Annotated in this window: 19 protein-coding genes, 2 tRNA genes and 1 pseudogene; 14 read left to right on the forward strand and 8 right to left on the reverse strand. The window is 71.0% G+C overall.

The annotated features are described in order from the left end of the window. Positions 1 to 147: 147 nt before the first annotated feature. A tRNA-Pro gene (locus tag ACQPXS_RS17970) sits at positions 148 to 224 on the reverse strand. Between the two features lie 159 nt (positions 225 to 383). Here ACQPXS_RS17970 and ACQPXS_RS17975 point away from each other — a divergent pair. Both ACQPXS_RS17975 and ACQPXS_RS17980 read left to right on the forward strand, forming a co-directional pair. Beyond that, a tRNA-Gly gene (locus tag ACQPXS_RS17975) sits at positions 384 to 457 on the forward strand. A gap of 92 nt (positions 458 to 549) precedes the next feature. Beyond that, positions 550 to 903, forward strand: coding sequence for a VOC family protein (locus ACQPXS_RS17980; RefSeq protein WP_433450326.1), 354 nt, complete (start codon positions 550 to 552; stop codon positions 901 to 903). A 781-nt stretch (positions 904 to 1,684) separates the two neighbouring features. On the opposite strand, the gene ACQPXS_RS17985 is transcribed toward ACQPXS_RS17980, so the two are convergent. Then, positions 1,685 to 1,879: a hypothetical protein gene (locus tag ACQPXS_RS17985; RefSeq protein WP_433450327.1), complete on the reverse strand. Its 195-nt coding sequence runs from the start codon at positions 1,877 to 1,879 to the stop codon at positions 1,685 to 1,687. Positions 1,880 to 2,320: 441 nt separating this feature from the next. Between ACQPXS_RS17985 and ACQPXS_RS17990 the strand changes: the two genes are divergently transcribed. Next, a complete protein-coding gene (locus tag ACQPXS_RS17990; protein ID WP_433450328.1) occupies positions 2,321 to 3,568 on the forward strand; it encodes an acyltransferase family protein in 1,248 nt (415 codons plus the stop codon). Here ACQPXS_RS17990 and ACQPXS_RS17995 read toward each other — a convergent pair. Together ACQPXS_RS17995 and ACQPXS_RS18000 are read right to left on the reverse strand one after the other, a co-directional pair. Next, positions 3,565 to 4,023 (reverse strand): HD domain-containing protein, encoded by a 459-nt coding sequence (locus ACQPXS_RS17995; RefSeq protein ID WP_433450329.1) that lies wholly within the window; start codon positions 4,021 to 4,023, stop codon positions 3,565 to 3,567. The genes ACQPXS_RS17990 and ACQPXS_RS17995 overlap by 4 nt on opposite strands. A gap of 108 nt (positions 4,024 to 4,131) precedes the next feature. Continuing rightward, entirely contained in the window at positions 4,132 to 5,304 is a 1,173-nt protein-coding gene (locus tag ACQPXS_RS18000) for a PP2C family protein-serine/threonine phosphatase (protein ID WP_433450331.1), read from the reverse strand. 196 nt (positions 5,305 to 5,500) lie between these two features. On the opposite strand from ACQPXS_RS18000, the gene ACQPXS_RS18005 reads away from it, so the two are divergent. Next, positions 5,501 to 6,742 (forward strand): GNAT family N-acetyltransferase, encoded by a 1,242-nt coding sequence (locus ACQPXS_RS18005; RefSeq protein ID WP_433450333.1) that lies wholly within the window; start codon positions 5,501 to 5,503, stop codon positions 6,740 to 6,742. Positions 6,743 to 6,749: 7 nt separating this feature from the next. On the opposite strand, the gene ACQPXS_RS18010 is transcribed toward ACQPXS_RS18005, so the two are convergent. After that, the gene (locus tag ACQPXS_RS18010) at positions 6,750 to 7,559 is read right to left on the reverse strand and encodes an Fpg/Nei family DNA glycosylase (protein WP_433450334.1); all 810 of its coding nucleotides are present in this window, start codon (positions 7,557 to 7,559) and stop codon (positions 6,750 to 6,752) included. Positions 7,560 to 7,630: 71 nt separating this feature from the next. Further along, complete coding sequence (locus tag ACQPXS_RS18015; protein ID WP_433450335.1) at positions 7,631 to 8,125, reverse strand: ribose-5-phosphate isomerase; 495 nt, start codon at positions 8,123 to 8,125, stop codon at positions 7,631 to 7,633. A 237-nt stretch (positions 8,126 to 8,362) separates the two neighbouring features. Between ACQPXS_RS18015 and ACQPXS_RS18020 the strand changes: the two genes are divergently transcribed. Together ACQPXS_RS18020 and ACQPXS_RS18025 are read left to right on the forward strand one after the other, a co-directional pair. After that, on the forward strand, positions 8,363 to 9,793 hold the full coding sequence (locus ACQPXS_RS18020; RefSeq protein ID WP_433450336.1) for an amino acid permease: 1,431 nt from the start codon (positions 8,363 to 8,365) through the stop codon (positions 9,791 to 9,793). 76 nt (positions 9,794 to 9,869) lie between these two features. Further along, positions 9,870 to 11,215, forward strand: a pseudogene (locus tag ACQPXS_RS18025) (FAD-binding oxidoreductase). On the opposite strand, the gene ACQPXS_RS18030 reads toward ACQPXS_RS18025, so the two are convergent. Next, the gene (locus ACQPXS_RS18030) at positions 11,212 to 11,793 is read right to left on the reverse strand and encodes a biotin transporter BioY (protein WP_433450338.1); all 582 of its coding nucleotides are present in this window, start codon (positions 11,791 to 11,793) and stop codon (positions 11,212 to 11,214) included. The pseudogene ACQPXS_RS18025 and the gene ACQPXS_RS18030 overlap by 4 nt on opposite strands. Before the next feature lie 435 nt (positions 11,794 to 12,228). Here ACQPXS_RS18030 and ACQPXS_RS18035 point away from each other — a divergent pair, with 435 nt between their 5' ends. The 8 genes from ACQPXS_RS18035 (at position 12,229) to ACQPXS_RS18070 (ending at position 19,536) form a co-directional block, all read left to right on the forward strand. Beyond that, on the forward strand, positions 12,229 to 13,428 hold the full coding sequence (locus ACQPXS_RS18035; RefSeq protein ID WP_433450339.1) for an ROK family protein: 1,200 nt from the start codon (positions 12,229 to 12,231) through the stop codon (positions 13,426 to 13,428). A gap of 209 nt (positions 13,429 to 13,637) precedes the next feature. Next, positions 13,638 to 14,681 (forward strand): ABC transporter substrate-binding protein, encoded by a 1,044-nt coding sequence (locus ACQPXS_RS18040; RefSeq protein WP_433450341.1) that lies wholly within the window; start codon positions 13,638 to 13,640, stop codon positions 14,679 to 14,681. Further along, positions 14,678 to 15,526, forward strand: coding sequence for an ABC transporter permease (locus tag ACQPXS_RS18045; RefSeq protein ID WP_433450342.1), 849 nt, complete (start codon positions 14,678 to 14,680; stop codon positions 15,524 to 15,526). Before ACQPXS_RS18040 ends, ACQPXS_RS18045 begins: the two co-directional genes overlap by 4 nt. Beyond that, positions 15,502 to 16,236 (forward strand): ABC transporter ATP-binding protein, encoded by a 735-nt coding sequence (locus ACQPXS_RS18050; RefSeq protein WP_351797704.1) that lies wholly within the window; start codon positions 15,502 to 15,504, stop codon positions 16,234 to 16,236. Before ACQPXS_RS18045 ends, ACQPXS_RS18050 begins: the two co-directional genes overlap by 25 nt. Next, the gene (locus ACQPXS_RS18055; RefSeq protein ID WP_433450343.1) at positions 16,233 to 16,475 is read left to right on the forward strand and encodes a hypothetical protein; all 243 of its coding nucleotides are present in this window, start codon (positions 16,233 to 16,235) and stop codon (positions 16,473 to 16,475) included. Before ACQPXS_RS18050 ends, ACQPXS_RS18055 begins: the two co-directional genes overlap by 4 nt. Before the next feature lie 12 nt (positions 16,476 to 16,487). After that, a complete protein-coding gene (locus ACQPXS_RS18060) occupies positions 16,488 to 17,384 on the forward strand; it encodes a TauD/TfdA dioxygenase family protein (RefSeq protein WP_433450344.1) in 897 nt (298 codons plus the stop codon). A 120-nt stretch (positions 17,385 to 17,504) separates the two neighbouring features. Beyond that, positions 17,505 to 18,893, forward strand: coding sequence for an amino acid permease (locus ACQPXS_RS18065; RefSeq protein WP_433450345.1), 1,389 nt, complete (start codon positions 17,505 to 17,507; stop codon positions 18,891 to 18,893). Positions 18,894 to 19,089: 196 nt separating this feature from the next. Then, positions 19,090 to 19,536, forward strand: a complete 447-nt coding sequence (locus ACQPXS_RS18070) for a cupin domain-containing protein (RefSeq protein ID WP_433450347.1) — start codon at positions 19,090 to 19,092, stop codon at positions 19,534 to 19,536. Here the strand turns inward: ACQPXS_RS18070 and ACQPXS_RS18075 are convergent. After that, positions 19,503 to 20,153 carry a histidine phosphatase family protein gene (locus ACQPXS_RS18075; RefSeq protein WP_433450349.1) on the reverse strand — a complete coding sequence of 217 codons (651 nt, stop codon included), beginning with the start codon at positions 20,151 to 20,153 and terminating at the stop codon, positions 19,503 to 19,505. The two genes, ACQPXS_RS18070 and ACQPXS_RS18075, sit on opposite strands and share 34 nt — an antisense overlap. Positions 20,154 to 20,159 lie beyond the last annotated feature (6 nt).

Consider the following 20,159-nt stretch of genomic DNA (forward strand, 5'->3'; position numbering starts at 1 on the left):
CAGACTGGTCCGGCGGATTCGCCGCCCGGAGGAGTTCGTAGGCCGAGTGGGCCGGGACACACGGGCGCGCAGCTTGCATAGTAACCGCAGCCGGTCAGCGCCCCAAAAGGCGATCATCACGACGTCGTGAGCAGGTGCGTGGGCAGGTGGTCGGGGTGGCGGGATTTGAACCCACGGCCTTCCGCTCCCAAAGCGGACGCGCTACCAAGCTGCGCCACACCCCGTCTGGTGCGACACGTAGGGTACATGCCCCGGCCGGTTGCGTCGGCCGCATTCTCCTAGGCGGCGCGCGCGGGCTCCGGGGATCAACTCGTTGGCCTCCACGGCGGGCGACCCGCTACGATGCCTGCAGTGCCGCGGTCACCGACCTGCGGCGCACTGTTGCGGGCGTAGCTCAATGGTAGAGCCCTAGTCTTCCAAACTAGCTACGCGGGTTCGATTCCCGTCGCCCGCTCCATACGACTCAGGGCCAGGTCAGAGGGTTAGTCCTCCGCCTGGCCCTGATCGTTTCCGAGATCGTTTCCGCCCCGGCATGCCTAGACTCGGCGGATGACCTTGGAATGGGAACAGGTAATCGTTCACTCGGCGGATCCGGTGACCCTGGGGCAGTGGTGGGCTACGGCCCTCGGCTGGGTCGTGGTCCACTCCTCGGACGACGAGTTCGAGATCCGCCCGGAGCCGGACCGCCTGCCGGGGCTGGACTTCGTCCGGCTCGACGAGGCCAAGACGGCCAAGAGCCGGCTGCATCTCGACTTCCGGCCCGACGACCAGGCCGCCGAGGTGGCTCGCCTCGAGGCTCTCGGCGCGAAGCGTGTTGACATCGGGCAGGGTGAGCAGTCGTGGGTCGTGATGGCGGACCCCGAAGGCAACGAGTTCTGCGTCCTTGGCCAGCGACGTCCTTGAGAACCCCCTTGGGAGCGCGCGTGTCCTAGCGCGTCCACCGTTGCAGGACCGCAAAGTCCGCGGCCGGCGCGGGCTCCGTCCGGACCCGATGGACGGCGTCCGCCGGTCCGCGCGATGCCTTCCAGACCGTCCTTCAACCCCGATCGATCGCATGTGACACCGTCGTGGGTGACGGCGGCGGGCGCCGCTGGGCGGCGGACACCCGTCCGCTGAGCATCCCGGCCTACCGGCACGTGTGGACGGCGACCGTCGTCACCGCCGTCGGCAGTTCCCCGCCGGGCTGCCCTCCGGCGGGGAACTGCCGGTGCGGGACGAGGCCGCGGCGGCCGACCCGGCCGGTTGCTCAGGTCGAGGGCGGCCGGGTGGCGGAGGCGGTGGGCGGGCCGGGCGGCTCGGCGCTGGAGTTGCCCTCCCACGGCTCGCATGCGGTGGACGGGGCGACGGCACGGACGCTGCCGCTGGAGAAGGCGAGGGTGCGGTACAGGGGGCCGCGTACCTGGCCGGCCGTACCGTCGTCAGGGCCCGTGAGGAGACACAGATGTCGGTGCGCCGCGCCGAGCAGGTGGACCCCGCCCTTGGACCCCTCCGCGACCAGTGTCGTCTGTGCGGCGGCGCCGCACCTCGCGGCTGGACCGCGGGACGGCGGCCGGAGGCGGACCGTAGCCGCCGATATCCGCCGGGTCCGTTTCGCGCAGCGCCGTCCCCGTACGTCCCCCGTTGTGTGAAGTTGTTCAGCGTCTGAAGCTGTTCAGCGCGTTCCGGTCCGCCGGCCCCGCTCCGGTCAGAAATTGATCGAGCTGATGGAGTCCGCTATCGAGTTCAGGAAGCGGTCGATGGACGGGGCCATGCCGGTCGAGGCGAGGAAGAAACCGAACAGGACCGCGACGATCGCGGGGCCCGCCTTGATGCTCCCCCCTCGCAGCAGCACTACAAGGATGATCGCCAACAGCAGCACCACAGACAGTGAAATGGCCACAACTGATCACACCCTCGGTCGGTCCGCTCTCCCGGCCCGGGGGTACGCCCCGCGCACCCCCGCCAGAACCATCGTGCCACCAACCCGGCCCGCCCATGCGGCCCGTGACACAACGTCGGACATCCGGCCGGCGCGGACGATCCGCCGCAGGGTAATTCGAGCGACCCGCCCGCACATGACTCCCCCGGGAATTACGCGACTTCGTTTCCGCCTCCACACATCCTGTGCGCAGGTAATTCGAATTGATGACACAGAGACGCCGTATGCCCCATTTAGTCGGGATGAATCGGGACATCGAGGGTGAGTTGACGGCCCCTGTGTGCGCACCATCACGTAGACAGAGATGGCAAGTTCTGTAAATCGGCGGGTACCCGAAGACGTTAACCAGGAATGACTGCGGGGGTTTTACGAAATCCCACAGACGACGCTAGGGTGCCTGAGATGTTTGACGCCGCCTCCTCCTCCGGCCAGAACCGCAGGCCACTCCCCCCGGCACAGTCGCCGGCGGACGGAGTGCCCAGTCCGCGTACCCCGCTGAGTGCGCGGGCGCGGCAGACGAAGGCGGACAGACCCGGCAAACAGCACGACGGCGCACAGCACGGCGGCGCACAGCACGGCGGCGCACAGCACGGCGGCAAGCAGCGCGACTCGTTCTTCGACAACGCCAAGTACCTGGCGATCGTGCTCGTCGCGATGGGTCACTCGTGGGAGCCGCTGAAGGGCGACAGCCGGATCCTGGAGGGCGTGTACACGGTCGTGTACTCCTTCCACATGCCGGCGTTCATCATCATCTCCGGCTTCTTCTCGCGCAGTTTCGACATGCGCCCGGACCGGCTGAAGCGGCTGATCACCGGTGTCGTCGTGCCGTACGTCCTGTTCGAGAGCGCGTATCCGACGTTCAAGAACCTGGTCACGGGCTCGCACGAGGAGATCAGCCTCCTCGATCCCTGGTACCTGACCTGGTTCCTGGTCGCGCTGTTCATCTGGCGGCTGACGACGCCCATCTGGAAGCTCGTGCGCTCGCCGTTCGCGGTCGCCCTCGGCATCGCGATGCTGGCGTCCGTCACCCCGAACATCGGTGACGACCTCGATCTGCAGCGCGTCCTGCAGTTCCTGCCGTACTTCGTGCTCGGCCTGTGCATGAAGCCCGAGCACTTCCAGCTGGTGCGCCGCCGCTCGGTGCGGATCGCCGCGGTGCCGGTGTTCGCCGCCGCGCTGGCCGTCGGCTGGTGGGCGGTGCCGCGCATGAACACCGCGTGGTTCTACCACCGGGACTCCGCGCAGGAACTGGGCGCGCCCTGGTGGAGCGGGCCCGTGATGACGCTCGCGATGATGGGCTGCTCGCTGCTGCTGACGGCCTGCTTCTTCGCCTGGGTGCCGCGCCGGAGGATGTGGTTCACGGCGCTCGGCGCGGGCACCCTGTATGGCTATCTGCTGCACGGCTTCCTGGTGAAGCTCGCCGACTACCGCGGCTGGTTCGACCACCCGTGGCTGCACCGCCCGCTCGGCGAGATCCTGGTGACCCTGGCCTTCGGCGCCGCCGTCACCGTGCTGTGCACCAAGCCCGTGCAGCGGGTCTTCCGGTTCGCGATGGAGCCGAGGATGGAGTGGGCATTCAAGCAGGACGCGGCGGAACTCGCCCGCGAACGGCAGCGCAGGGAACGCGAGCGCGAGAAGGTCGGCGCCTAGGACCCCGGCTGCTCCCCCAGACCGAGAAGCGCGCGCATCCGGGCGTACTTCTCGGTCAGTCGTCTCCGGGTCGGCTCGTCCAGGACCGCCAGCCGCTCCGGGTCGGCGTTGTGCGCCAGGTCGGCCTCCTTCACCAGCCGCGCGCCGTCCGTAGCGAGGATCCGCCCCGCGTACGCCTCCGGGTCCTCCGCCGGCCGTTTGGTGAGGGCGTCCACGATGGCCTTGGTACGGGCGCTCAGGGCCGCCTGTTCCAGCCACTCACGCGTGAGCGCGTCGTCCTCGACGGAGTCGTGCAGCCAGGCCGCCGCGATCTGTTCCGCGTCCCCGCCCCGGGCCCGCACACCGGAGGCGACGGCGGCGAGATGTTCGGCGTACGGCCGTCCCGCCTTGTCGGTCTGGCCCTCGTGGGCGGCACGGGCGAGGGCCTCGACCTCGGCGAGCGTGAGCTGAGTCATCGGCCCAGTGTCTCGCGGCGCGGGGGCCGCGCGAGCGGTCGGGGTCCAAAAGCCGACCGGCCGACGGCCGGAATCCCACCGCCCCGGATCCGTCGGCGGATCGGCGGGTCAGCGGGTCAGCGGGGTCGGCCGACGGCAGATCAGCAGCAGGGCCCGGTCGTCGTTGACGTCCTTCGCGACCGCCTCGATGAGGTGCCAGGCGGCCCCGTGGAAGCCGCCGGCGACATAGCGGTCGGCCTCGCCGGTGAGCCGGTCGATGCCCTCGACGATGTCGCGGTCGGAGGTTTCCACCAAACCGTCCGTGAACAGCATCAACACGTCCCCGGGCCGCAGCGAGCCCTTCACGGAGTCGAACTGCGCGCCGTCGTACACACCCAGCAGCGGCCCCTCGGCGGCCTTCTCCTCCCAGCGTCCGCTGCCCGCGCTGAGCTGCAGCCCCGGCGGATGGCCGGCCGAGTACAGCTCGTAGTCGCCGGAGTCGAGGTCCAGCACGAGATGGATGGAGGTGGCGAAGCCCTCGTCCCAGTCCTGGCGGAGGAGGTAGCCGTTCGCGGCGGGGAGGAAGGCGTGCGGGGGGAGGGAGCCCAGCAGGCCCCCGAAGGCGCCGGACAGCAGCAGGGCGCGCGACCCCGCGTCCATGCCCTTGCCGGACACGTCCGTGAGGACGACCTCCAGCGTGCGGCCGCCGTTGGTACGGGCCGCGACCACGAAGTCCCCGGAGAAGGACTGCCCGCCGGCCGGCCGCAGCGCCATCTCGTGGTGCCAGCCCTGCGGCAGCTTCGGCAGCTTGCTCTGCACCCGGATCCGCTCGCGCAGGTCGAACAGCATGGTGCCGCCGCGCCGCCAGGGCACCCCGACCCGGCTGCGGAACTGCGCGGTGAGCAGCCCGAAGAAACCGCAGGCGGCCACCACTAGCACCACGCCCGGAGTGACCCGGGACGGGCCCTCGGTGTACGGGCCGAGCCGTACCGACTCCACGATCAGCGCGGTGGCCCCCGTCGCGTACAGGCCGAGCAGGCTCGCCGGGCGCAGCAGCAGGCCGCCGGCGATGATCGGCAGCACCAGGGTGGCCGGGGAGCACCAGACCGAGTCGACCAGGGTCATGGCCATGAGGACGGGGATGGTGATCAGCAGTCCGGCGAACGCGATCCAGTCGGAGCCGTCGCCGCGGAAGTAGTCCACGGCGCTTCTGCGCAGGCCGGTGCGGGCCCGGTGCCACTGCATCTTGCACCGGGCCGTGAACGTCTCGGCCTTCGCGCGCCGCTCTCGTCCTGCTGCCATTAGTTCGCGACCCTATCCATCGGACCGGCTGCTTGGCACGGGAGGTCCCACTTGTCCCTCGTGCGAGGCTCGACTTCGCGGTTCGTCGTCGTCTGTCCTCGGTTCGTCCTCACAGTGAACGGCACGCGGGGCCATCGCGCCGCCGTCCGGGGGAAATTCGCTGGCTCGTCCCGCGACGCCCTGGTACGCATGGTTCATGGGGACTGACCGGGAAACCGAGTTGAGGGTGCTGCGCGAGTCCGACTGGGACCGGTGGTACGACGTCCTGTACCGCGCCTTCGGCGCCTCGGCGGCACCGCCCGAGGAACGGGAACTGGACAAGTCCCTCACCGAGTTCGACCGTTCCCTGGCCGCATGGGACGGGGACACGATCGTCGGTACGACGGGGGCGTTCAGCTTCCGGATGACCGTGCCGGGCGGGGCCGCGGTCCCTGCGGCCGGCGTGACCATGGTGAGCGTGGCGGCCACCCACCGGCGGCGCGGGGTGCTGACCTCGATGATGCGCCGGCAATTGGACGACGTACGGGCGCTGGGCGAGCCGGTGGCGGTGCTGACCGCGTCCGAGCCCGCGATCTACGGCCGCTTCGGGTACGCCGCGGCCACCTTCCGTACGGCCGCCGAGATCGACACGAGCCGGGTGACGCTGTCCCTGCCGCCCGGCGTGGACGACGTACGCCTGCGCTACGCGGCGCCCGCGGACGTCCTCGGCGCCTGCGAGGCGGTCTACGCGGCGCTGGTGCCGCTGCGGCCCGGGATGCTGGCCCGGCGGCCCGGCTGGGAGCGGCTCGGTCTCCTCGACCCCGAGAGCGAGCGGGGCGGGGCGTCGGCGCTGCAGTGCGCGGTCGCCGAACGGGACGGCGAGGTCACGGGATACGTCCGCTTCAGCACCAAGATCGGCTGGGGTGAGAGCGGACACGACGGCACGGTGCAGCTGAAGGACCTGGCCGCGCTCGATCCCGTCACCGAGGCGGCGCTGTGGCGGTTCCTGTTCGGCATCGACCTGATGACCACGCTGTCGGTGCGATCGCGACCGCTCGACGACGCCTGGCGGTACCTGGTCTCGGACCCCCGCCGCTGCCGGCCGCGCCTGAAGGACGATGCGTACGTGCGTCTCGTCGACGTGGGTGCGGCACTGTCGGCGCGCACGTATCAGGCATCCGTGGACGTCGTGCTGGAGGTGGAGGACGCCTTCTGCCCGTGGAACGCGGGGCGCTGGCGCCTGACCGGGGACCCGAAGGGCGCGTCCTGCGAGCGTACGGCCGACGCCGCCGATCTCTCCCTGTCCGTGCGGGAGTTGGGCGCGTCCTATCTCGGCGGCGTGACACTGCTGTCGCTCGCGGCGGCCGGGCGGGTACGGGAACTGCGGCCGGGGGCACTGACGGAGGCGTCGGTGGCGTTCGGCTCACCGGTGGCCCCGTGGCTGCCGCACGGCTTCTAGTGCCCGGTCACCGCTGCTGACAGGTGGGGCACCAGAAGAGGTTGCGGGCGGCGAGGTCGGCGGTGCGGATCCCGGTGCCGCAGATGTGGCAGGGCAGGGTGGCGCGGCGGTAGACGTACACCTCGCCGCCGTGGTCGTCCACGCGCGGTGGCCGGCCCATGGCCTCCGGGGTGTGCTCGGCCCGGACGGTGTCGATCCGGTTGTTCCGGACTCCTTCGTGCATCAGCTCGACGAGGTCGGCCCATATCGCCTCCCACTCGGCGCGGCTGATGTCCCTGCCCTCGCGGTAGGGGTCGATGCCGTGCCGGAACAGCACCTCGGCGCGGTAGACGTTGCCGACGCCGGCGACGGTCTTCTGGTCCATGAGCAGCGCGGCGACCGTCGTACGGCTGCGGGAGATCCTGCGGTACGCCACCTGCGGATCGGCGTCCTCGCGGAGCGGGTCGGGGCCGAGGCGGGCGTGTACGGCCCGCTTCTCGGGGTCGGTGATCAGCGCGCAGGTGGTGGGGCCGCGGAGGTCCCCGTACGCCGTGTCGTTCGCGAGCCGGAGCCGGACGGTGTCGGCCGGCGGGGGTGCGGGGGTGTCGCCGAAGCCGACCTTGCCGAAGAGGCCGAGGTGGATGTGGACCCAGTCGGTGTCCCGGAAGCGGAGGAAGAGGTGCTTGCCGTGGGCTTCGGTGGCCGTCAGTTCGGAGCGGTCCAGGAGGGCGGCGGCGTCGGAGAACTTGCCCTGGGGGCTGGTGACGCGGGGCGCCGTGCCTTGGAAGCGCTCGGCGTAGTCCTGGGCCAGCCGATGGATGGTGTGCCCTTCCGGCACGGCGGGGATGTCCTTTCCTTCGCGAGCAGTGGCCCCGAGAGCGCGCCCTCGGGGCGGAGCCCAGGGGTGCCCTACGCCTGGCTGTCCTGCGGGTGGTGTGCCGGGATCGGCGGCAGGTCGCCCGTCGTCTCGTAGTCCGACAGCATGTCGATCCGCCGGATGTGACGCTCGTCACCGGAGAACGGCGTGTTGAGGAAGACCTCGACGAACTTCGTCGCCTCCTCCGTGCTGTGCATGCGCGCACCCACGGCCACCACGTTGGCGTTGTTGTGCTGCCGCCCCAGCGCCGCGGTCTCCTCGCTCCAGGCCAGCGCCGCCCGCACGCCCTTCACCTTGTTCGCGGCGATCTGCTCACCGTTGCCGGAGCCGCCGATCACGATGCCGAGGGCGTCGTCGTCCGCGGCCGTCCGCTCGGCGGCCCGGAGGCAGAAGGGCGGGTAGTCGTCCTGGGCGTCGTAGATGTGCGGCCCGCAGTCGACGGGCTCGTGACCCGCCGCCTTGAGCCACTCGACGAGGTGGTTCTTGAGTTCGTAGCCAGCATGGTCGGAGCCGAGATACACGCGCATGCCATGAGTGTGACACGCCCCATTGCGGGCAGCAGCCTCGGGTGGCGGCACCTTGCCGGGCCCTCAGGAACCCCTGCCAGGCCTCGGAAAATGTGACCGGGACCATAGAACCTCAAGGGAACCTCAAGTAACGATACGGATTCAGAGGTTCCCGAATTCGTTCGCCTCGGATTCACTGGACCGACTCGTACACCGCTCATACGAGCTGCTCCTCCTGGCGCAAAGGAAATCCGTCCAATGACCCCTGGTTCGGGCCTCCAAGCAGGACTCAAGAACCGCCACCTGACGATGATCGCGATCGGTGGTGTCATCGGAGCCGGCCTCTTCGTCGGCTCCAGCTCCGGCATCGCCTCCGCGGGACCGGGCATCCTCCTGTCCTACGCCCTCGTCGGCACCCTCGTCGTGCTCGTGATGCGCATGCTCGGCGAGATGTCCGCCGCGAACCCCACCTCCGGCTCCTTCTCTGCGCACGCCGACCGTGCGCTCGGCCGCTGGGCCGGGTTCTCCATCGGCTGGCTCTACTGGTTCTTCTGGGTCGTCGTGCTGGCCGTCGAGGCCACCGCCGGCGCCAAGATCCTCTCGGGCTGGGTGCCGGGCGTACCGCAGTGGGGCTGGGCGCTCATCGTGATGACCGTGCTCACCGCGACCAACCTGGTCTCCGTCGGCTCCTACGGCGAGTTCGAGTTCTGGTTCGCCGGCATCAAGGTCGTGGCGATCGCCGCGTTCATCGCCATCGGTGTGCTGGCCGTCTTCGGCGTGCTGCCGGGCGTGCACACGGACAAGGCCTCCTTCGGCAACCTCACGGATCACGGCGGCTTCCTGCCGCACGGGCCCGGCTCGATCCTCACCGGTGTCCTGCTGGTCGTCTTCTCGTTCATGGGCAGCGAGATCGCCACCCTGGCGGCCGGCGAGTCGGAGGACCCGCAGCGTGCGGTCACCAAGTCCACCAACAGCATCATCTGGCGTATCGGCGTCTTCTACCTCGGCTCGATCCTCATCGTGGTCTCGCTGGTGCCGTGGAACGACCCGTCCATCGCCGAGCAGGGCTCCTACGTCGCCGCGCTGAACTCGCTCGGCATCCCCAACGCCGGTCAGATCATGAACGTCATCATCCTGACCTCGGTGCTGTCCTGCCTCAACTCCGGCCTGTACACGGCCTCCCGCATGGCCTTCTCCCTCGGCCAGCGCGGTGACGCCCCGAAGACGTTCGCCCGCACCACCTCCCGGGGCGTGCCGATGGCGGCGATCCTGTCGTCGGTCGTGTTCGGCTTCGTGGCGGTCTTCTTCAACTACAAGTACCCGGACTCCGTCTTCCTCTTCCTGCTCAACTCCAGCGGTGCGGTGGCCCTGTTCGTGTGGCTGGTCATCTGCTTCTCGCAGCTGCGGATGCGCAGGATCATCCAGCGGGAGGCCCCGGAGAAGCTCGTCGTGAAGATGTGGCTGTACCCGTATCTCACCTGGGCCACGGCCGCGCTGATCGTGTTCGTCCTGGGTTACATGCTCACCGACACCGAGGGCGCGAGCAGCGGGCGCAAGACCGTGCTGCTGTCGGTCGCGGTGGCGGCGGTCGTGGTGGTGATCGCCGTGGTGAAGCAGCAGATCGAGTCCCGCCGTGCCGCGACGGCCCCCGCCGCCGTCGAGGCGGCCGAGAAGGTCACCACCGGCTGAGGCCACCGGCCCGGCCGATGAACATGGCCGCATAACCTGACGGCACCTGTCAGGTTATGCGGCCATGCTGCATGCCATGACCTCTGTGGACGACGCCCTGGACCTGACCCTCCTGCGCCCCGGCGACGCCGGTTACGGCGACGAAATCGCCGGTTTTCAGCTCGGTTTCGCCCAGCGGCCCGCCGCCGTGGTGCCCGCCCGCTCGGCGGCCGACGTGGTGGCCGCCGTACGGTACGCGGCCGCCGAGGGCCTGCCCGTCGGGGTGCAGGCGACCGGGCACGGGCTGCCCGGCGGCTACGAGGGCGGGCTGCTCGTCGGCACCCGGCGGATGGACGGGGTCGCGGTCGATCCCGGGGCCCGCACCGTCCGGGTGCAGGCCGGGGCGCGCTGGGGGCAGGTGGTCGCGGCCGCCGAGCCGTACGGGCTGGCGCCGCTGGGGGCACCTCCCACCCTTTAGGCAGTGGGGGAGGGTCGGCACCCAGCGTGGGCGCGGTGTCGTACACCCTGGGCGCCGGACTGGGGATCCCCGCCGCGAGTTCGGCTACGCGGCCGACCATGTGCGGTGGCTGGAGCTCGTCACGGCCGACGGGGAGCTGCGGCACGTCACCGCCGCCTCCGACCCCGAGCTGTACTGGGCGCTGCTCGGCGCCGGGCAGAACCTGGGGATCGTGACCGAGCTGGAGATCGGGCTCGTACCGGTGCGGACGCTGTACGGCGGCTCGCTCGCCTTCGACGGGCGCGGTGGACCCGGCGGCCGCGCTGCGGGCGTACGAGGCCTGGACGCGGACCGTGCCCGACGGGCTGACCTCGTCCTTCGCCGCCGTACCGTATCCGGACCTGCCCGCGCTGCCCCCGCACCCGCGCGGCAGGTACGTCGTCTCGGTCCGCGTCGCCCACACCGGCGCCGACGGCGAGCGGATCGTCGCCCCGCTGCGAGAGACCGGGCCGGTGCTCGCGGATTCCCTGCGCGAGATGCCGTACGCCGAGAGCCACACCATCCACAGTGACCCGGACTTCCCGCACGCCTACTACGGCGACGGCGCGGTGCTGCGGGAGCTGGACGTGGAGCGGGCCGGCGAGCTGCTGCGGGCGACCGGGCCGGAGGCGGGCCCGATGTGCGTCGTGCAGGTCAATCACCTGGGCGGCGCGCTCGCCCGGCCGGCGCCGAACGCGGTGCCCTACCGCGACGGGCGGTTCCTGGTGCGGCTGTTGACGGTCGGGGAGCGGGAGCGGGCCCGGGCCGTGCTCGACCCGGCGTTCGCGCTGCCGGCCGAGGACACCCTGGGACGGTCCCTCAACTTCGCCTTCGGCGCCGGGGACCGGAACACCGGCCTGTACGGCCCCGGAACGCGAAAGAGGCTCGCCCGGGTCAAGGAGACCTACGACCCGGCGAACCTCTTCCGCAGGAACTACGGCGTCTAGCGCTTGTTCGCGAACTTCCACGCGGTGGGCAGGGCGCCCATCGCCAGGGCGGCCTTGAGGGCGTCGCCGATCAGGAACGGGGTGAGGCCGAGCGCGACGGCCTGGGAGAGGGAGAGGTGGGCCGCGACGGCGAGGTACGGCACGCCGACGGCGTAGATGATCGCCTCGCCGAGGAGCATCGTGCCCGCCATGCGCAGCGGCGAGCGGTCGGCGCCGCGCCGGGCCAGGGCGCCGACGGCAGCCGAGGCGAGCAGCATGCCGAGGATGTAGCCGAAGGAGACCGAGGCAGCGCCGGAGGTGCCGCCCGCGAACCACGGCATGCCCGCGACACCGGCGAGCGCGTACAGGGCGAGGGAGAGGAAGCCGCGGCGGGCGCCGAGCGCGGTGCCGACGAGCAGCGCGGCGAAGGTCTGGCCGGTCACCGGCACCGGGGAGCCGGGCACCGGGACGGCCACCTGGGCCGCGAGTCCGGTGAGCACGGCACCGCCGGCGACGAGGGCCGCGTCGCGGACGCGGGACGCGGGGAGCAGGTCGGCGAGGACTGCTCCGGGGCGAGCGGTGGCGGTGGCGGTGCTCATGGGGACTCCGCGGGTGACGGGGACATGCTGGGACACCGTGACGCTATCCCAGCCGCCTCGGGCCGATCACCGTCAGCGCTCGACAAAGGGCGGAACGACAGCTTGGTGGGCTTCGAACAAAGAGTGCGGGCTACACCGATCAGGGCGTGACACTGGTCACTGAGGCGGGGACGCGTGGCTCACTCGGCGGGATTCCGAGGGGACTGTGGGGTCTCACCAAATGAATCCTGGTCATCTGGTCGGATTCACCTTTCCTGCCCTACTCTTCCAGCCATGGTTGCCCAGGCCCGGAACTTCACCTCGCGTCGCTATGTCGACCTGCGACGCCAGGGCACGGCCACCTGTCGCCGCCCGGGGTAGGGGCGGACCACCCGGCACGCCTCTGCTCGCGGAGTTCCGAGACGTGTCGGCCCCGTTTCCCGAGGACGGTCCTCCATGCCCCGTACCGCGGTATCCACCCTTGTCTCGCCCGTTCCGCGTGCCGCCGACAGCGACCGGCGGCGCACCAGCGCCAGTGTCGTGCTGCGGTCCGTGCTGGAGCACGGGCCGGTGGCGCGCAGCACCATCGCCCGGCTCACCGGGCTGTCGCCCGCGTCGGTGACCGAGCACTGTGCCCGGCTCGCCGACCTCGGGCTGATCCGGGAGTCCGCACAGCCGCGCCGCTCGGGCGGGGTCGGCCGGCCGCACGTCCCCGTCGACCTGGACGACACGGGGTTCCTGGTCGGCGGGGTGCACGTGGCCGTGCCGTACACGACGGTCGCTCTGCTGGATCTGCGCGGCCGGGTGGTGGCCCGGCGTGAGCTGAAGCACGAACGGACCGATCCCGGCTGGGTACTGGCGCGGGCCGCCGAGGGACTCGCCGGGCTGCTCGCCGGGGCGCCGGGCCGCCGGCCGCTGGGGGTCGGGGTGGCCGTCGGCGGCTGGGTGGACCGGGAGACCGGCAGCGTGGTCGAGCACGAGCTGCTGGGCTGGCGCGAGGTGCCGGTGCGGGAGCTGCTCGGCGCCCGCACCGGGCTGCCGGTCCATGTGGACGGGCACGCGCGGGCGTTGGTGAACGGGGAGCGGCTGTTCGGGCGGGCCCGGGGCAGCGCGAGCGTGCTGCATCTGTTCGTGGGCAATGTGGTCGACGCGGCTTTCGCCACCCATGACGAGGTGCACCACGGACCGCGTTCGGCGGCCGGGGCGATCGCGCATCTGCCGGTGCCGGGCGGCACCGAGCCCTGCCCGTGCGGCCGTACCGGCTGCCTCCAGGCCGAGCTGAGCGAGCGGACGTTGTGCCGGCGGGCCAGGGTCGCGGGGGTGACCGGTGCGGCCGACCCGATGCGGGTGGTGGCCGCGGCGGCGGCCGGGGACGCGGTGGCCCGGCGGCTGCTCGTCGAGCGGTCCCGGACGACCGGGCGGGCGGCCGGGCTGCTGCTGGACGTGCTCAATCCGGAGACGGTCGTGGTGACCGAGGTGGGTGTCATCCACTTCGAGGACTGCCTGAGCGCGCTCAGGGAAGCGGCCGGAAAGGACCGGTCCACGGCGGTGGAACCGACGAGTTTCCCGGATTCGGTGCTGGCGGTGGCGGGCGGTTCGGTGGCCCTCGACGTAGTGTTCCGTGATCCGCTGGGCGTGTCAGCTGAGGCTATTTAATTCAGAAACTCGGAATGTTGACAGGGAGTGTTCGTGGCCGGGAACATGCTGGTCATGAACCCGCTCACGAGCTGTCGCACCCTCTGTTGCTGACACGTTGCCGCGCATGAAGCGCGTGTTTCCGTCTGCGTGAGTTCTTTCTTCTCCGGTATTTCCCCACCCGGAATTCCGTCTGCCTTTCTCCGCTTTTTTCGTCTGGAGAGCCTCCCATGCACCGTCGTCTCTTTCTCACCTCCCTGCTGGGCGCGTCCGCCGCCGTGACGGGCCTGGCCGGCTGCGCCAAGGGGGCTGCCTCGGCCGACACCGCCGGCGCCGCGGCCAAGCCGCTCACGGACAAGGTCCCGGCGGGCACCAGCCTGAAGATCGCCTCCTACCAGGGCCAGCAGCAGTTGCAGTTCCGGCTGGCGAAGCTGCCCAGGCTGCCGTTCACCGTGTCGAGCTGGCTGAACATCGGGGCGGGTCCGGACGTCATCAACGCCTTCCGCGCGGGGTCCCTGGACCTCGCCAACAACGCGGGCATCCCGCCCATCCAGGCGCACTACCAGGGCTTCGACGCGAAGATCGTGGCGATCGACCTCACCCGCAAGCCCAACTACCTCTTCGCGACCAAGCCCGGCAGCGACGTCCACACCGTCGACGACTTCAAGGGCAAGCGGCTCGCCTTCTCCCAGGGCCAGGCCCAGGGCGTCGTCCTGCTACGGGCGCTGAAGAAGGCGGGCCTCGCGTACGACGAGGTGAAGCTGGTCCCGCTGACCAGCAACCAGTTCCTCACCGCCCTGCAGTCCGGGCAGGTCGACGTGGCCCCGCTCGCCAACAACCAGGCGCCCGCGTATCTGAAGCAGTACGAGGCGAAAGGCGCCCGCACCATCCCCACCGATGTCGTCGACCTGCTCAACCTGCTGTGGGCGCCGCAGTCCGTGCTGAACGACCCCGCGAAGGCCGCCGCGATCGCCGCCTACATCCCGCAGTGGGCCCGGGGCCAGGTGTGGCAGTACGAGCACCCGGACGTGTGGAACGAGGAGTTCTACGTCAAGACGCAGAACCTGACCCTGGAGCAGGCGCGGGGCATCGCCCGGCTCGCCAACAAGCCGCTGTTCCCGCCCGGGTGGGACGAGGCGATCACATGGGAACAGGAGACGGCCGACCTGCTCGCCGAGGGCGGGTTCGTGAAGAAGTTCGACGTCTCCTCGCTCTTCGACCACCGCTTCGAGTCGATCGCCGCCAAGGCCGTACCCGAGGAGTACCGGAAATGACCGCCGTGACCACGACGACGACCGCCGTCGCGGCGCCGGGGGCCGGGAAGGTTCCCCAGGTCCGCAGGCCGAGGCGCCTCTCCCCCGGCCGCCGGCTGCCCGCCGCCCGGCTGATCGGCCCGCTCGTGCTCCTCGCCCTGTGGACCGCCGCGTCCGCCGCCGGAGCGCTCGACACGGGTGCCATTCCCGCGCCGTGGACGGTCGTGCGGACGGCCGGTCATCTGTGGACGGACGGCACCCTGCCCACCGACGTCCTGACCTCGCTGCGGCGGGCCGGGTACGGCTTCGCGATCGGTCTGGCCGCGGGCGTGCTGCTCGCGCTCGCCGCCGGGCTCAGCCGGGCCGGGGAGGCGCTGATCGACGGGACCGTGCAGTTCAACCGGGCGATCCCGACCCTCGGCCTGATCCCGTTGTTCATCCTCTGGCTGGGCATCGGGGAGACCTTCAAGGTCGCCATCATCGCGATCGTCGTCTACATACCGATCTATCTGAACACGCATGCCGCGCTGTCCGGCATCGACGGCCGGTATGTCGAACTCGCCGAGGTACAGGGCCTGTCGCGGCTCACCTTCGTCCGCCAGGTGGTGCTCCCCGGCGCACTGCCCGGATTCTTCGTGGGACTCCGGCTCGGTGTGACGAGTTCGTGGCTGGCCCTGGTGGTGCTGGAGCAGATCAACGCCACCAGCGGCCTCGGCTACATGATGTTCCAGGCGCAGAACTACGGCCAGACCGACGTCATCCTGGTCGGCCTGCTGATCTACGGCGTCTTCGGCCTGGTCTCCGACAGCGTGGTCCGTCTCGTCGAACGGAGGGTGCTGTCGTGGCGCCGCACACTGAGCAGCTGACCCGCCCCGCCGTGCGGCTGCGCGGCCTGACCCGGTCGTTCCAGGGCCGTACGGTCCTCGACGGCATCGACCTCGACCTGCCCGCCGGCCAGTTCACGGCCCTGCTCGGGCACAGCGGCTCGGGCAAGAGCACCTTGCTGCGGGCCATCGCCGGACTCGACCACGAGGTCGCGGGCGGCGGACAGCTCACCGCCCCGGAGCGGGTCTCGGTCGTCTTCCAGGACTCCCGGCTGCTGCCGTGGCGCCGGGTACTGGACAACGTCCTGCTCGGCACGGATGGCAGGGACGCCGAGGAGCGCGGTCGGGCCGCGCTGGAAGAGGTCGGTCTGAAGGGCCGCGAGCGTGCCTGGCCGGGCGAACTGTCCGGCGGCGAGGCCCAGCGGGCCGCGCTCGCCCGCTCCCTGGTACGCGAGCCCGAACTCCTGCTCGCCGACGAGCCGTTCGGAGCGCTGGACGCACTGACCCGCATCAGGATGCACAACCTGCTGCGCGACCTGTGGCAACGCCACCGGCCGTCGGTGCTGCTGGTCACCCACGACGTGGACGAGGCGATCGTGCTCGCCGACCGGGTCCTCGTCCTGGACCAGGGCCGCATCGGCCTCGACCTGACCATCGACCACCCCCACCCGCGCTCCCACCGCGAACCGGTCCTGAGCGAACACCGCGCCCGACTACTGACCGCACTGGGCGTCACGGAGAACCACCGATGACCCCCCACACCCCCCACACCCGCCACCAGCCCCGCCCGCTGCCGCGCCCCAGGCACCCGAGGGACGAGGCGACCGTGCCCGCCGACCGGCTCCTCGTCCTGGACCAGGGCCGCATCGGCCTCGACCTGACCATCGACCACCCCCGGCCTGTTCCGCGAGGAGTACGGCCACGCCGGACCCTCCGGGAGCGCTACGGCCTTCCCCGCCCCGCCAACCAGCACACCGCAGCCCTCGTCTGAAAGGACCCGCACATGTCCCTCGACATCACCAAGGTCACCGCACGCATCGGCGCCCGTGTCTCCGGCGTCGACATCACCAGGCCCCTCGCCCCGGAAGAGGTCGCCGCGATCCGCGAGGCCCTGAACGTCCACAAGGCTCTCGTCTTCGAGGCGGGCGGTCTGGACGATGCCGGCCAGCAGGCCTTCGCCCGCCACTTCGGTGATCTGACTACCGCGCACCCGACGGTCGGCGCGGTCGACGGCGCCCCGAACGTGCTGCCCGTGGACAGCGAGCGGGGCCGCGCCAACCACTGGCACACCGACGTCACCTTCGTCCTGAACCCGCCGCAGGCCAGCACCCTGCGCTCGATCACCGTCCCGCCGTACGGCGGCGAGACTCTGATCGCCAACGCGGCCGCCGCCTACCGGGACCTGCCCGAGCCGCTGCGCCGCCTCGCCGACACCCTGTGGGCCGAGCACACCAACGACTACGACTACGCCGTGCCGGACGAGGAGGTCGACGAGGAGAAGGCCGCACAGCGCGCCCAGTTCACCTCCATCACGTACCGCACCGCCCACCCGGTGGTCCGGGTCCACCCCCTGACCGGAGAGCGCGGGCTGTTCGTCGGCGGGTTCGCGCAGCGGATCGTGGGCCTGTCGGTCGGCGAGTCCCGCAAGATCCTCGACCTGCTCCAGGCGTACGTCACCCGTCCGGAGAACATCCTGCGCCACCGCTGGGCGGAGAACGAACTCGTCCTCTTCGACAACCGGATCACCCAGCACTACGCCATCGACAACTACGACGGACGGCCGCGCCGGCTGCACCGGGTGACCGTCGCCGGTGACGTCCCGGTCGGCATCGAGGGCAAGGAGAGCTACTCGATCGAGGGCGACGCCTCGCACTACACGCCGGTCCTCGCGGCGGCGTAACCGGATCCTCACCCTCCGCACAGAGGGTGTCCGGATACTGGGCGGCCCCGTCGTCTGAGCGGACGGGCCGCCCAGACTGGCGGCGTTTTTGCCCGCCCATTGCACGGGAGAGCCGCACCCATGCCCACCAGCACGACCACCGGGACACCGCCACAGCACCAGGAGGGCGGTGCTTCCCTCTCCCACGGCCTCAAGCAGCGCCATCTGTCGATGATCGCCCTGGGCGGGGTGATCGGCGCGGGTCTGTTCGTCGGCTCCGGCGCGGGCATCGCCGCCGCCGGTCCGTCCATCGTCATCGCCTACGCGCTCTCCGGACTGCTGGTGATGCTGGTGATGCGGATGCTGGGCGAGATGTCGGCCGCCTACCCGTCCTCGGGCTCCTTCTCCGCGCACGCCGAGCGGGCGATCGGCCCCTGGGCGGGCTTCGCCGCCGGCTGGTCCTTCTGGGTGCTGCTGTGCACGGCCGTCGGCCTGGAGGGCATCGGTGCCGCGCACATCGTCCAGGGCTGGCTGCCGGGCACCCCGCAGTGGATGTGGGTGGCCCTGTTCATGGTGGTGTTCTGCGGGGCGAACCTGGCCGCCGTGAAGAACTTCGGCGAGTTCGAGTTCTGGTTCGCCGCGCTGAAGGTCGGCGCGATCAGCCTGTTCCTGATCCTCGGCGTGCTGGCCATCGCCGGTGTGCTCCCCGGCACCCACTCCCCCGGCGCGGACAACCTCGGCGACTTCATGCCGCACGGCAACCAGGGCCTGCTGGTCGGCCTGCTCGCCTCGGTCTTCGCCTACGGCGGCCTGGAGACGGTCACCATCGCGGCCGCCGAGTCCGAGAACCCGGTCAAGGGCGTGGCGTCCGCCGTCCGCACGGCCATGTGGCGCATCGCCCTGTTCTACATCGGCTCGATGGCGGTCGTCGTCACCCTGGTCCCCTGGAACTCCAGCGAGGTTCTGGAGAAGGGCCCGTACGTCGCCACGCTCGACCACCTCGGCATCCCCGGCGCGGGCCGGCTGATGAACGTGGTCGTGCTGGTCGCCCTGCTGTCCGCGATGAACGCCAACATCTACGGCTCCTCACGCATCGCCTACTCCCTGGTCGAGCGCGGCCAGGGCCCGAAGGCGCTGGTCAAGCTGTCCGGCGGGGTCCCCCGGATCGCGGTCCTCACCTCCTGCTTCTTCGGCTTCGTGTGCGTGCTGCTCAGCTACTGGCGCCCGAACGACGTCTTCCCGTGGCTGCTGAACATGATCGGCGCGGTCATCCTGGTCGTCTGGATCTTCATCGCGGTCTCCCAGCTGCTGCTGCGCCGCCGTATCGAGCGCGAGGCCCCCGAGAAGCTGGTCGTGCGCATGTGGGCGTTCCCGTGGCTGACCTGGGTCGCGCTGGCCGGCATGGTCGCGATCTTCGTCCTGATGGCCCGCGAGCCGGACACCCGCGTCCAGCTCTGCTCCACCGGCGGGATGACCCTGTTCCTGGCGGCCGTGGGCTACCTCTGGCAGCGGGTCCGCGCCAAGCGCTGACACCCCGACGCCGAGAAGGCCCCCGCGTACCACACGCGGGGGCCTTTCCGTTGCCCTGCGCCGGGCCCGGCTCCCGGATGGTCATGATGTGCGCCTGGGGCCGGCCCATGTACACGCTGGTCGAAGAGGAGCTGAAGGAGCGGGCCCATCTGCGGGCCCCGCGATCCCCCTACTGACCCGATCCTGGAGGCCAACCATGTCGAACGGCGATCCAGCGGCAGGCGGCGCCGAACGCCGGCCCCGCTCGGAAGCATGGAAGACGGCGCTCACCGTGCTGCAGTCGGCGAAGCCACCGTCCATCCCGCACGGGGCGGAGGTGATGACCGCTCTCGTCGAGTTCCCGCCCGGCGATCCCGGCACCCCTCCGCACCGGCACTCGGGACCTGCCTTCGGCTATGTGCTGGAGGGCGAGATGCTCTTCGAGCCGGAGGGCGAGCCGGAGCGGGTGATCAAGGCCGGCGAGACGTTCTGGGAACCCGGCGGTGATGTCATCCACTACCAGGACGGGAACAACCGGACGGATTCCTGGAGCCGTTTCCTCGTCACCATGCTGTGCGAGCCGGGTCAGCCCATGCTCACCCTGGTCGACGACGAGGAGCTGGCCCGGCGTCAGCACCTGCGAGCTCCCCGTCCCGGAGCGTGATCCGCCGCTGCGCAGGGCACGTTCAGCGAGAGCAGCGCGGTGTGCTCGCCGTCGACCCGGATCTCGCTCACCGCCGCGTTGCGCAACTGCGGGAAGACGCGGCGGTATTCGCCGAGCGGAACGCCGAGCAGTGAGCACAGCACCAGCCGCAGCAGGGTGTTGTGGGCGACGACCAGGACCCGCCCGCCGGGGTGGGCGGCGGCGACGCGGCGCAGGGCGGCACTCCCGCGCCCGGCCGCCGCGCGGGGGTCCTCGGCGCCGGGGAAGGGGTGTGCCACCGGGTCGGCGCGGAACGCGTCCGCCGCCTCCGGGTCCTCCGCCGCGAACTCGGCGAGCGTACGGCCCTCCACCACCCCGAAGTCGCACTCCCGCAGGTCGGGTTCCCGGTGCGGGGTGAGCCCCAGGGCCCGGCAGGCGGGGTCGGCCGTGGCGATCGCCCGGGACAGCGGCGAGGTCCAGACGGCGTCCACCGGATGCGCGGCGGCCCACCTTCCCAGCGCCTCGGCCTGGGCGTACCCGGTGTCGGTGAGCGCGACGTCGCTGACTCCGGCATACCGGTTCTCGGCATGCCACACGGTCTGTCCGTGGCGGGCGAGGAGCAGGGTGGCGGGGGTCATGGGCAG

Origin of the sequence: Streptomyces sp. CA-142005 (assembly GCF_050942335.1) — a bacterium.
Lineage (GTDB): Bacteria > Actinomycetota > Actinomycetes > Streptomycetales > Streptomycetaceae > Streptomyces.